The sequence below is a fragment of the Flavobacterium muglaense genome (assembly GCF_014305155.1).
Classification (GTDB): Bacteria; Bacteroidota; Bacteroidia; order Flavobacteriales; family Flavobacteriaceae; genus Flavobacterium; species Flavobacterium muglaense.
Window position 1 is genome coordinate 159,247 of the sequence record NZ_JACRUK010000001.1, and the last position, 13,786, is coordinate 173,032.

7 protein-coding genes, 2 tRNA genes and 2 pseudogenes are annotated in these 13,786 nt (G+C 34.1%); 10 read left to right on the top strand and 1 reads right to left on the bottom strand.

Annotated elements, in window-relative coordinates; translation table 11 throughout:
* Positions 1-6: 6 nt before the first annotated feature.
* The 10 genes and pseudogenes from H8R24_RS00730 (at position 7) to H8R24_RS00775 (ending at position 12,989) form a co-directional block, all read left to right on the top strand.
* Positions 7-79: transfer RNA gene (locus H8R24_RS00730), tRNA-Met, on the top strand.
* A 34-nt stretch (positions 80-113) separates the two neighbouring features.
* Positions 114-186, top strand: a tRNA-Met gene (locus H8R24_RS00735).
* Between the two features lie 189 nt (positions 187-375).
* Positions 376-1,074: a pseudouridine synthase gene (locus H8R24_RS00740; protein ID WP_187016665.1), complete on the top strand. Its 699-nt coding sequence runs from the start codon at positions 376-378 to the stop codon at positions 1,072-1,074.
* Between the two features lie 1,001 nt (positions 1,075-2,075).
* Positions 2,076-5,117: a SusC/RagA family TonB-linked outer membrane protein gene (locus tag H8R24_RS00745; protein WP_187016666.1), complete on the top strand. Its 3,042-nt coding sequence runs from the start codon at positions 2,076-2,078 to the stop codon at positions 5,115-5,117.
* A gap of 23 nt (positions 5,118-5,140) precedes the next feature.
* The gene (locus tag H8R24_RS00750; RefSeq protein WP_187016667.1) at positions 5,141-6,676 is read left to right on the top strand and encodes a RagB/SusD family nutrient uptake outer membrane protein; all 1,536 of its coding nucleotides are present in this window, start codon (positions 5,141-5,143) and stop codon (positions 6,674-6,676) included.
* Between the two features lie 776 nt (positions 6,677-7,452).
* A complete protein-coding gene (locus H8R24_RS00755; RefSeq protein ID WP_187016668.1) occupies positions 7,453-8,709 on the top strand; it encodes an NRAMP family divalent metal transporter in 1,257 nt (418 codons plus the stop codon).
* 244 nt (positions 8,710-8,953) lie between these two features.
* Positions 8,954-10,048, top strand: coding sequence for a type I phosphomannose isomerase catalytic subunit (locus H8R24_RS00760; RefSeq protein WP_187016669.1), 1,095 nt, complete (start codon positions 8,954-8,956; stop codon positions 10,046-10,048).
* A gap of 11 nt (positions 10,049-10,059) precedes the next feature.
* Positions 10,060-10,803: pseudogene (locus H8R24_RS18255) on the top strand (SDR family NAD(P)-dependent oxidoreductase); the annotation flags it as partial.
* A gap of 42 nt (positions 10,804-10,845) precedes the next feature.
* Positions 10,846-11,800, top strand: a pseudogene (gene uxuA / locus H8R24_RS18260) (mannonate dehydratase); the annotation flags it as partial.
* A 472-nt stretch (positions 11,801-12,272) separates the two neighbouring features.
* A complete protein-coding gene (locus H8R24_RS00775; protein ID WP_187016672.1) occupies positions 12,273-12,989 on the top strand; it encodes a FadR/GntR family transcriptional regulator in 717 nt (238 codons plus the stop codon).
* A 162-nt stretch (positions 12,990-13,151) separates the two neighbouring features.
* Here the strand turns inward: H8R24_RS00775 and H8R24_RS00780 are convergent, their stop codons facing one another.
* Positions 13,152-13,754, bottom strand: coding sequence for an SMI1/KNR4 family protein (locus H8R24_RS00780; RefSeq protein ID WP_187016673.1), 603 nt, complete (start codon positions 13,752-13,754; stop codon positions 13,152-13,154).
* Between the last annotated feature and the right edge of the window lie 32 nt (positions 13,755-13,786).

A 13,786-nucleotide genomic window follows, 5' to 3' on the forward strand; every position in this document is an offset into this window, starting at 1 on the left:
AAACAACGCGGGATAGAGCAGTAGGCAGCTCGTCGGGCTCATAACCCGAAGGTCACAGGTTCGAGTCCTGTTCCCGCTACTAAGTTAATTTTACTGAGATTACAAACGCACATCGCGGGATAGAGCAGTAGGCAGCTCGTCGGGCTCATAACCCGAAGGTCACAGGTTCGAGTCCTGTTCCCGCTACTAAGAAAGCTTCATAGAAATATGAAGCTTTTTTTTTGTTTATTATATTTTATAAAATACAGACCGCAAAAACAATGTCAAGAGACATTTACATAACTCACACAAGAACTATTATATAGACAGCAAAAAGCATAAAAATAAATAAGCCCTAAAACGGATTATAATCGAAATCTAGTCTACTTTTGCTAGATGTTAGAAATTCTTTACCAAGACGAATATATTATAGCCATCAATAAACCAAGCGGATTATTGGTTCACAAATCATTTTATGCGCGTGATGCAAAAGTGTTTGCCATTCAAGAATTGCGAAATCAAATAGGAGGTCAACATGTTTACCCTATTCATCGGTTAGACCGAAAAACATCTGGTGTTTTACTATTTGCATTAAACAAAGAGGTGCTGAAAATCATGAATGATCGTTTTGCCAATCGCGAAGTCGAAAAAAAATATTTAGCGATTTTACGTGGTTGGTCACCCGAAGAACTTACGATCGATTATGACTTAACCAACGATGATGACATTAAACAAAACGCTATAACCTACTTTCATCGTTTGCAAAATACCGAAATTGCCTTAGAATTTAATAATAAACCAACGTCACGATATTGCTTGGTAGAGGCTATTCCTGAAACGGGTAGGATGCATCAATTACGCAAACATTTCAAACATATTTTTCACCCTATATTAGGAAGTCGTCCTCATGGTTGCAACAAACAAAATAAATTATGGCTGGAGAATTACGAACTAAAAGGCATGATGCTACATGCGCATCAGTTAAATTTTAATCATCCAATGACTAATGAACAACTAATCTTGAACGCAAAGGTTAACCAAGAATTTAGCAAAGTAGGTGCTATTTTAAATCTAGATTTAAGCAAATACCAATAGACTATTTATTTTAGGATTTGCATACTGTATCAACTTAGCACTTTCAATCTTTCTACCAATTAAAAACTTCATAGAAATATGAGGTTTTTTTTATTATAAAATAATCATCAATCACGCACTTATTGTTTCAAATTTACAAATACAACTTATAAGTTAACAATCAATAACACATTAAAAGACCGGTTTATTTTAACCAATAGTTGCATTTCCCACACCAAAATACCCGCACATTTAGCAGACTATCAAACTAATCCAAACTATAATTCCTTCTTTAAAATGCTATTTATCTCAATAAACACTCTTTTTTTAAAGCACATAAGAATATATAATTATTCATTTTTTATCTACAAATAGCAGTCAAAAACACACCTACAACAGTCCCCTATTTTTTACCTCTCAACAACAAAAACCAAAACATTACTTAACCCCTAGAATAACTACTGCTACCCCGTTTTTACTGCCTGATTTTTACTTGATAGACAAAGCCAAATTACCACCTCGTTTTTAGTCAACAAAAATCATTGCGTTAAATGTTATTTTTTGCCAAAAAAAATACATTTAATGTGATTTTTTCAGTGATAATTTTGAAAACAAACAATATACCCGTATATTTGAAAAATCAGACTGGTGCACCAGTTTGGTAAATTAATTTGGAAATCCAATTGAGGTTTCTCAAAAAAAACTACTAACTAACAAAATCTATCCACTAAATGCAATGAAAAACCAACCGCTTGAATAAAAAAAAGATAGGCCTAAACCTATCTTCTAGAAAAATCACTTCTTGTGAGAGGGAAGTAAAATGTAAAACATGACATTTATTACAACACACATGCTTTCTGCAAAAATACTATAATTAATTATCATTTGAAAGCAACTATGTGTCTACGTAAAGTAACGATAATGAGATAAGTTGTAACTCTTTCGGACTATAAAGATCCCTACTTAAATTGCTACACATTATTTATTAAAACAAGATCAAAATTGAATTAAAAAAATAACAAATGAACTTAAAAAACAAACTTATTATAATTGTTATATTGCTTTTTAATATAACCTTATATGCACAGGACGGACAGCTATTATCTGGTACTGTATTAGACGCAAATAAAATCCCTATTCCAGGTGTTAACGTAATTGTAAAGAACGCTACAAACGGAACTACTACGGATTTTGATGGTAATTACCAACTAAAAGTAAAAAGTGGTGACGTACTCCAATTTAGTTACATTGGATTTATAAGTAAAACTATTACAATTACCAATCAAAAAAAACTGAACATTTCTTTATTAGAAAATGCTAATAAATTAAATGAAGTTGTAGTAGTAGGATACGGGTCACAGAAGAAAAGTGATATTACAGGATCTGTTTCTTCTATAAAAGCCGAAGAAATTAACGCTTTCCCATTATTAAACGCAGAACAAGCTTTACAAGGTCGTGCGGCCGGTGTAGTCGTTCAATCTAATAATGGTGGAGAGCCTGGAGCGCCCGTCAACATTAAAATTAGAGGAAACACCTCTATTAATGCAAGTAGTGCTCCACTTATAGTTGTAGATGGATTTGTAGGTGCCAGTATGCCACAAGCAAGCGATATACAATCGATGGAGGTTTTAAAAGATGCCTCGGCAGCAGCAATTTATGGATCGAGAGGTTCTAATGGTGTAGTATTAGTAACTACTAAAAAAGGTAAAAGCGGTAAATTATCTGTTGAAATTAACAGTAACTACTCGGTTCAAAACACTTCAAACCGTCTCGATTTACTAAATGCAGATCAATTTGCAGATTATCAAACTCAAATAGCCATAAACTCAACTGGAAATCCTAACGCTACCTATGCACAAGGACCCGCAAACACAGACTGGCAAGACTTATTATACAGAACAGGAAGCACATCTAATCATCAATTCTCTTTCTCTGGAGGTAGCGATAAGATCAATTTCTATGCTTCGGCAAATTACTTCAATCAAGAAGGAGTTGTGATTAACTCTAACTTTGAAAGAATCACTTTTTTATCAAACATTGAAGCTCAAGTAACTGATAAATTGAAATTAGGTTTTAATCTTTTTGGAAGTAGGGGTACTAAAAATGGAGTTCCTACACAATCAACAGGTGAAACTGCTAATGGTGGTGGAGACGATGTTATTTCTCTAATGTTTAGATTTATGCCTGACCTAGGAGTACAAGATGCTAATGGCTTAAATACTACTAGTACAATAGGTGATAATATTGATAACCCTTACGCCATTGCTACTGAAGCAATAAACGAAACTAAAACTGATATCAATAGATCTAATCTATATGCACAGTACGATATCGTAGAGAACCTTGAATTCAAGACCACTTTAGGATATAGCACAACAAATCAAACTGTTGGGACTTTTAGACCATCAACCTTAATTATTACAGCTGGTGGTGGTACAGGAGGAAAAGCTTCATTATCCAATCTTAAGAGAACCAATCTATTAAGCGAAAACTACCTAACTTACAAGACTGAAATAGGTAAAAGTAAGATCAACTTATTGGCTGGGTATTCATACCAAAAAACAACCAATGAAAGATTCTCAGCAGGTGCGCAAAACTTTATCTCTGATAGTTTTTCTTTTTACAACCTTGGTGCTGGATCGGTTTCAGTATTGCCTAGCTCATCTTTTTCTGATCAAGAAATTCAATCTCAATTTGGTAGAGTAAATTATGATTATGACGACAAATATCTATTAACCGCTACAGTAAGAAGAGATGGCGCATCCAACTTTGCTGCTAATGAAAAATACGCTATTTTCCCTTCGGGTGCAATCGGATGGAAAGTATCAAACGAAGACTTTTTAAAAGACAATGCAACCATTAGTAACTTAAAATTAAGAGGTAGTTATGGAGTTACAGGAAATCAAGCGATTGATGCTTACGAATCATTAGCCAGTTTTTCTACATTGTTCACAACAATTGGCGGACAAACTGTAGGTGCAGTTGTACCTAATCAAGCTGCAAATCCTAATTTAAAATGGGAATCTTCATACCAAACAAACATTGGTTTAGACTTGGGTTTACTAAAAAACAAAGTAACACTTTCCTTAGATTATTATAACATTGATACTAAAGACCTTTTATTAGAAGATAAAAGTCAGCCAACTTATTTAGGATTTTCAACTTTGGCTAGTTTAAGAAACATTGGTCAAATTAACAACAAAGGATTTGAAATCTCTTTGAATACTAAAAATATCACAAATAATGATTTTAGTTGGTCTACCGACTTTAACTGGTCTACTAACAAGAATAAAGTAGTATCATTAATCAATGGCCTTGATGTTTTTTATGATGCATCACCAGGATACTTTAGCGTTGATCGTACACATATATTAAGAGAAGGTGAAGCTGTAGGTTTATTTTACGGTTATGATTACCAAGGCGTTTACCAAGGTGGAACTTTGCCTGATGGTACAGCAACATTTGCTGGAGCAGTAGCTGGAGACCCTTTATTTACTGATGTAGATGGTAGCAAAACGATTTCGACTGATGATCAAAAAATAATAGGAGATCCAAATCCAAAATGGACAATGGGTATTACAAACAACTTCTCTTATAAAAACTTTGACTTGAATATCTTTTTTCAAGGTGCATATGGTGGAGATATTTTCAATCTGACCAATGTACAATTGTTTAACGGAGATTCTAATGCTAGTACAGCTGTGCTAAATGCTTGGACACCAACAAATACTGATACAAACATCCCAAGAGTGGTAGCCAACAGAGGTCGTGAAATATCTTCGAGATTCGTTGAAGATGGAAGTTACATTAGATTAAAAAACATCTCATTAGGTTATAATTTACCAACTGAATTTACCGAAAAATTAGGTTTAACTAATCTTAGATTTACTGTTAGCGCTCAAAACTTATTGACTTTTACTAACTATTCTGGTTTAGATCCTGAAGTAAGCTACTTCGGAAATGGTGGTGGTGATAGTGCATCAAGTAATACTTCTCAAGGTTTTGATTTTGGAAACTATCCAACTATTAAAGCATTCAATCTTAGCCTTAACGTGAAATTTTAGTTTTTAATTTAAAAAAATACAAAATGAAAAAATATAAATATATATTCTTATTGATAGGACTATCAATTGTAGGGTGTTCTGATTTAGAAGAAGAGCCTATTGGATTATTAGCTCCTGAAGGTTTCTTCCAATCTACTGGAGACATACAAACAGCAGTTAATGGTGCTTATGGACATATGCTTCATAGAAATTTTATGTCTAGAGAAATGTCTATGTCACTCATGCTTCGTAGCGACATGGTCAACTTAAACAAAAATGTAACCAATGCCGAAAGAGTACAGTTTAATGATATTAAACTACTGGCTGACAACGCAAACATTGCCGTTTATTGTCCAAAATGTTACCAAATAATCGGTGCTGCCAATCAAGCGATTGCAGGATCTGAACTGGTAAGTGCTGATGTTGCTGTAAAAAATAAAATAATTGCTCAAGCCTATTTTGCAAGAGCATTTGTATACTATCATTTGGTAAGACAATTTGGAGATATCCCCTATCTTGACAAACCAGTCACTGATATTCAAGCTGCATCAACAATGAGCAAGACTCCAGCAGCACAAGTATATTTGAATATTATTGAAGATTTAAAATTTGCTAAAGAATGGTTGCCAAATACACAAACAACAAGAGCTATTCCTGCAAAATCTGCAGCTAGTGGATACCTTGCCGAAGTGTACCTGACAATTGGTGAGTTTCAAAAATCATACGATGAAGCCAAAGATATAATCTCGAAAGAAAGTACTTATAACCTAGGTTTAGAAGCCGATTTTCAAAATTTATTTGATGCAACTAAATCGGCTGCTTCAAAAGAGCCATTATTCCTTTTGGATTTCAACGGTCAATCAGATGGAGATCAAGCTAGAAATTATCAAGCTGCCTTTACAGGTATTAGAAATGATGCTCAATATGGTTATGGTGGTGGTTGGTCTGTAGAGGTACCTGCACTTGCCGTTTACACTACTTGGGATAGCCGTGATTACAGAAAAGCATTTAGCCTAGACGCTACAGCCGTATTTAAAGGTGTTACAGTAGATTACACACAATTTACCAATACCTCTATTGGTGGATATGCTGCTGGAGATAATAGCCCGCATATCGCTAAATTTACACGTAAAGCTGGACCTGCCGCTGAAGGAAATGGAAGAACGACTAAAAGTGATTATATCATGATGCGTTATGCCGAAGTTTTATTAATTGCTGCTGAAGCATTAAATGAAATCACTCCTGGTACTACCGAAGCTGATGGTTACATCAATAGAGTAAGAGCTAGAGCTAGAAACACTGCTGGTGTTGCTACAACTTTTCCAGCAAATGTAACTACAGGATTATCTAAAGATGCGTTTAGAACATTAGTGCTAGAAGAACGTAGATTAGAACTTGCCTTTGAATTTAAAAGATGGTATGATATTGCCAGAAGAAAACTAGGAACAACAGTCTTTTCCGCTTCAGGACTAGAAGGAGCAAAAGCTAATTTTGATCCCGCTAGAGATTATTTATTCCCACTTCCTTCTAATGAATTAGTAAGAAACCCGAATTTATTGCCGCAAAACCCAGGGTATTAATATCATATCATAGTTCTTAACCTTGATCTAGCGGCAACCAATTGCAGAACAAATAGTTCAAGGTTATTAACTACTTAAACGATTGTAGAGCAACCTTTTATCTCTAAACAACTCGTATTTGTTAGAATAAAAAAATTTATTAAGTTCATTTGTTACAGATTTTTTTAAGATTTACCGGTCTCCTTTTGGACCGGTAAACTCTTTTAAAGTCAGAATGTGATTTTGTCGAATAAAAAAATATCGCAAAACTAATATCGTTAATTTCATTAGCTATTAACAGCTGAAAATTAGCCTTAAACTGATTACAGCATACGGCAGTAATCGGGTTTATATTTTTTTATTGCCGATAAAAATACATTCATAGACCTAGAAGAGGTAAAAAAATATCAAGATGTTTTTGAAGCCATCAAAAGTAAAGACAGTATACTTGCTATTGATAAAATGAAATTCATTTTAAAATGACAAAACAGTTTTATTACATTAATTGTTGTTGCTACGTTCTTTTTTTAGCTTGCATCACATTCAACTCGACACAATTAAAAAACGAAGTCTATTTTTGTTTATCCCCTACCCTTTAAAAAACCTAATAAAAATTATCCTTAAACTTCCCAACAGCGGCACCCAATATGACATAAATCTTGTTCTACTATAAAAATTGGGCACAAGCCTAAATTTTAATAATAGAAAATATCATTGGTATCATAAAGACTAAGCTTGTTGCTTCGAATTAAAAAATCATAACAGAATAGTCTATCCTTAAAACCAACCCATTACCTATGAAACCAAATAACAATTCTCTCTTAAAAAAAATCCAAAAGAAGCTTAAGGATTTTGGCCCAGCATTTTTTATAATCGGCTATGTAGTAGGTACTGGAAGCGTCACTTCTATGGTGATTTCAGGTGCTAAATACGGACTAAGTCTTTCATGGGCGCTTTTACTTTCTTGTTTCTTTTCGTATTTTCTTATTATTGCCATCAGTAAATTGACAATCGTTTCTGGGAATACGTTAATGTTCAATTTCAAAAAAACATTCGGTAAATTTTTTACTTTATTTATTATAATTGCCTTACTAGTCTCTATCGTTTCTTCCTGCATTGGGGTTATGGGTGTTGTTGCAGAAGTAACAATGGAATGGATAACGGTAAAAACTTCCATCTCTTTCCTGAACGGCCCTATAGTCGCTATTTTCTTTATAGGCTTATTAATTAGTTTATTTTGGACTGGCAAACATGAGAATTTTATAAAAGCGATGAGCATCATGGTGGGGTTTATGGCTTTTGCGTTTATTATAACAAGTATCATGGTTGTTAATGAAGCGGGCACATCTTTAGCTGCCTTTTTTCCACAAATAGCTATTGGCGATGACGATACCGGAATATTGATCGCAGGAATGGTTGGAACAACAATGGCTGGAGTATGCTTAGCGTCAAGAAGTATACTGGTACAAGAACAAGGCTGGACCGTTGAGGACTTGAAAACCGAAAACAAAGATGCTATGTCCTCTATGGTAATGACTTTTTTAATAAGTCTGGCTATTATGATAAGCGCTACTGGCACCTTATACTTTCAAGGAATTGAGGTAAATGATGCTACAGATATGATGAACGCACTAGGCCCTTGGGTCGGAAACTTTGCAGTTACTTTATTTACTTTAGGAATTATTGGAGCTGGATTATCCTCCATTTTTCCAAATCTTCTACTATTCCCATGGTTAATAGCTGATTATACAGGTACTGAACGAGACATGAAAAAACCGTTGTATAAATTTATTGTAATACTAGTCGCTTTGTCAGGGCTGTTAGTTCCTTTCATTGGAGGAAAACCAGTTTGGATTTTAATAGCTTCCCAAGCCTTGAGTCCATTCATTATGCCACTGATTACATTATTCTTAATTATACTTTTAAATAAAAAGGAAATTATGAAAGAACATAAAATAGGATTTGGATTAAATTTAGCGCTAGCAGCTACCTTTATATTTAATTGTTATATGTTATATGTTGCTTTAAAAGGATTCATGAATTTTATACCTTGAGAAATAACGACTAACAATCACAAGAGCTTCATTTGATGTCTGTAAACAAAAATTTTAACTAATAATTGATATTTAAACGATCGACATCTGCTTAGCACAACAACTATTTTCGCTACTACCTTAATCTTTATTTTACTATTTTAACACAAAATCTAAATCGTTTCGTAGAACATTAAAGTCTTACAAGTATCAAAGTAGTATTCGAAAAATATCATTTCATTTAAACATCTAATAACAAAATAAAATGTCTGAAGATTTGCAACAATACGCAAACATGCCTCTTAAACAACTCCCTAACAGAGTTTGGAGAACGTATGAAGGAGGAGCATTAATCGATAAGTGGAAAAAAGACAGTCCGCAAGTTGATGGCACCATGCCCGAAGAATGGATCATGTCTACTATCACCGCAAGAGGTAAAAACAGACCCGAAGAAGAAGGTCTCTCCATTATTAGTACTCCTTCAGGAAACAAAACACTGAAAGAATTAGTGGATTCTAATATTAAATTATTTTTGGGCGAAAAACATGCTGCAAAATATGGAAGTACTGGAGTATTAATAAAAATGCTAGACTCGCTTGACCGATTGACCATTCAAGTTCATCCTGATAAAGCATACGCAAGAACAATGTTAAATTCTGAATTTGGAAAAACAGAGTCATGGTATGTACTCGATAATCGAGAAATAAATGGAGAAAAAAGCGCCGTTTATTTAGGCTTTAAAGAAGGAGTAACCAAGCAAAAATGGACCGAATACTTCGAGAGTCAAAACACAGCAGCCATGTTGAATTGTCTTCACAAAATAGAAGTGAAGCCTGGAGATGCGTTTATGATTTACGGTGGAGTACCACATGCTATAGGTAGTGGTTGTTTTTTAATGGAAGTCCAAGAACCCACAGATTACACAATGCGAGTGGAGAAAACAACCCCCAAAGGACTAACCATTGGAGATGAACTCATACATCAAGGTGTAGGCATAGAAAACATGTTGAACTGTTTTCATTACGACACCTACTCTATCGATCAAGCGCTTTCAAATTGGAAAATCATTCCCGAACTGTTAGATTCATCCAATGAATATGTTTTAAAAACCATTTTTAATGAAAAGCACACAGATTGTTTTGGCCTGAACGAATTAGAATTAAAGGGTACTTATCAGCTAACGAACAATGGTGGCTTTTTCGTGGCCGTAATCTATTCTGGGGATGGTCATATTATTTGTAATGATAAGGAATACAGTTACTCTCAAGGCGATGAAATATTTTTTTCGGCTGCAATCGATGCGATTACATTTCAATCCAAATCCGAATCCAAAATATTGTTGTGCTATCCACCAAAATAAAAAAATAAAATATGAATTTATTTAATATCGAAAATAAAACAATTGTAATCACTGGTGCTGTAGGTGTTTTAGGAAGCGAAATGAGCCGGTACTTATTACAAAACGGCGCAACAGTAATTATTTTACATTATAAAGAAGAACCCGTGCTACTTGCTATTGAAAACCTTAAAAAAATAAGCAGTAAAGTAGATGGTTATATATGCAACGTTCTTGATGAAGCCAGTTTACAAGAAGCTTGCGTAAAAATCATTGAAAAACATCACCAAATAGATGTGTTAATTAATGCTGCTGGAGGAAATATGCCCGGAGCTACAATAGCGGTTGACCAAAACATATTTGATGTAAAGATTGATGATTTTAAAAAAGTAGTTGATCTTAATTTATTTGGTAGCGTGTTACCGTCCTTAATCTTCGGAAAAGAAATGGCCAAAAATAAACAAGGAATTATCATCAACATTTCATCCATGACAGCTCAAAGCGCCGTTTCTAGAGTTGTAGGATACTCTGCCTCCAAAGCAGCTATTGACAACTTTACAAAATGGTTATCGGTCGAATTAGCCTTAAAATTTGGAGAAGGACTTCGCGTGAATGCACTAGCTCCAGGATTCTTTATTGGTAATCAAAACCGAGATTTATTAATTGACAAACAAACGGGCACTTATACAGACCGAGGAAATTCTATCATTCAAAACACCCCAATGAAACGATTTGGAAACGTTGAAGAACTAAACGGTGCAATTCATTTTCTCTGTTCAGAAGCATCAAAGTTTGTAACTGGAGTTGTAATTCCGGTTGATGGTGGTTTTAGTGCTTATATCGAAAATTACAAGCGCAGCATTGAAAACCTAGCGCAATCAGGCATCAAAATTATCTGTTATAACTTCATGCCGGTATTAGACTGGACAAGAACCTCATTGGATTATGAACTAGAAGACGGATCCAAAGCACTACGATTTGATAAAACGGCCTTTGCCTCCTTCGAATTGTATTTGCTAAAGCGTCCAGATGCCGAAAAATCTTATAGTGAACTAGAAATAAAAGAAGCTACAGCCTATTTTAAAACGTTGTCTGAAGCAGAAAAAAATCAACTAACAAAAAACATAATTGCAGGTTTACCAGGAGCTGAAGAAGGATATACTTTAGAAAAATTTCAAGCCATTCTACATACTTATAAGGCCATTAATGCCCAAAAATTAAAAGAGAATTTAGTTTTTTTCTTAAAACAAATCACTCCTACAGCAACACAAAATGGGGTATTAATGTGCCTGCACCCAGATGACCCACCCTACCCTATTTTAGGATTGCCACGAGTAGCCAGTACCGAAGCCGATTATGCGTATTTGTTCCAACAAGTTCCGGCTCTTTCTAATGGTATCACTTTTTGCACTGGATCACTTGGCGTTCGTCCAGATAATGATCTAGTACAACTATTTAAAAAATTTGCTGATCGTGTACATTTTCTACATTTAAGAAGTACCAAACGCGACGACAAAGGAAATTTTTATGAAGCTAACCATTTAGAAGGCGATGTAGATATGTTTAGCGTGGTAAGAGAAGTGCTGCTTGAAGAAAAAAAGAAGAAAATTAATTGGTAGAACAGATGCTCTTATCCCCATGCGGCCAGATCACGGCCACCAAATGCTTGACGATTTGTCCAAAAAAACAAATCCTGGCTATTCGGCAATAGGTAGATTACGAGGACTAGCTGAACTTCGTGGATTAGAATATGGCCTAGCAAAAAATCTAGACTAAATAGTACTGCTAGGCATTAGACATAGAAAATCAAGATTCTTAGATTGAACTTACTTCTTATCCAAAAAGAAAATAAATTCCTTAACTTACTATTAGACGTAAGTTCAATTGCGAATATAGATCTTAAAAACAAATCAAGCTCTCAACTTTCTATGACACAGAACTTTTTACAATTTTCCAATCACAGACATTTTACAAAACTGTAAATTATTTGCAGGATCTTGATAAACAAAGGAAGTCAACAACTTTTGTTGCTCAAACCCTTGCTTAAACGACTATCAGGTTGTTTACCAAAATCATTTGTAATAGCGTGTTTATTTCAAAACTTACTGCGCTACTAAAGAGCCATTCCATGCAATTGTATTTAAAATGTCATTTTGTCGAAGAAAAAAAATATTATAAAACTAATTTGGTTAATTTCGCTAAATTATTGCCGTTATTCATTACCCATTAATTTTCATTTTGACACCCCATGACACCAGAAGCAGAAGCTAAAATTGACAGTCATAAAATACAGCAATTAATTATTACTAAGGTGAAAAATTTAATTGAACATAAGAATTTGGAATTTGGAGACAAATTACCTTCGGAAAGAGTAATGTCTGAAAATTTCAACGTTAGTCGCAGAAACGTTAGGGAAGCGATCAAAAAATTAGAATTAAATGACTTGGTAATATCCATTCCACAGTCAGGAACATTCATCGCAAATATTGGCCGAATTGCCTTAATAGGTATTATGGAAGACCTATTAAACATCAAAGATCAAGACTTTAAATCATTGATCGAAACAAGAGAGCTACTAGAGTTGCAAATAGTTGGTCTCGCTGCCGAAAGAAGATCGGAAGAAGAATTAGAACTAATTGAAGACAAATTCAATAATTACAAAACAAAATTCTTAAACGGCGAAGATGCTTTTCAAGAAGATTTACTTTTCCATTTATCTATTGCTAGAGCTTGCGGCAACAGTACCCTGAATACATTAATGCTTCAAATTACGCCCAAGCTAATCAAAGCATATCAAAACAACCGTGTTTGTAATAAAGGGGAATTTATGATAGATATTAATAAATTCATCGACTTAAAAGAACTCAGAAGACATCAGGATATTTATGAAGCTATTAAAGATAAAAATGCTCCACTTGCCATCGAAAAAATGAAGATTCACTTTGAAATGATCACACAATTGTAACAATAATTGTCTAATTGTATCGGGTTAACCTTTGCTTTGAGATGGAAAATTGAAGAACAAAAATCGACATTATTGCTAAAGTTCCATTGCCAAACTGCCGTTGAATTTTGCACTTCAGCCCGTCTGACGCAAAACCCTTAATAGCGTCTGGCATTTTTAGGATTAACTTACAGTGTCTTCATTGATAAACTCATATTTATTTTCGATTAAATTTTTTAAATATTCCTCGAAGCTGTCTGCAATTACACTAAAATCGTCAGGGTCGTGTAAAAATCTTATAATTTGTCCCATTTTTCCTTTGTCAGATGGAGTGAAATCAATAAACAACTGTGATGTTCCCCCGTTGTTCGAGCAGTCTGAAAAGTGAAGCCATTTTAGTAAATTTGATTGATTAGTGATTTTATCGGAAATTTTAAGCTCGTTGTATCGTCTATCGATATAATCTGAATAATATTCGATTGCTTCGTTTTGATTTTCTATAATCTCTTTGGTGGACAATAAATAATATGGATACTCTTCAACGTCAGAGCCAAGAAAATAAAAGGATATTTCTTCTCCAGCGTATTCTCTCCAATAAGTTCCATCAACATATTCAAGAATACCAATCAAAGCATCTGGAATATTTGGATATACATTTTTTAATTTCTCGATGTCTTCTTTTGTTGCACCTTGTTTTACTTTTTCAAAATGCTCCCAATCTTCCTCTGCACCATTGTCAAAATACGCTTTTTTAAGTCCTAATAAATATTGTTTAACTAATTCCATTATTACCTGTCTTTAAATAGTTATTTGTCGTT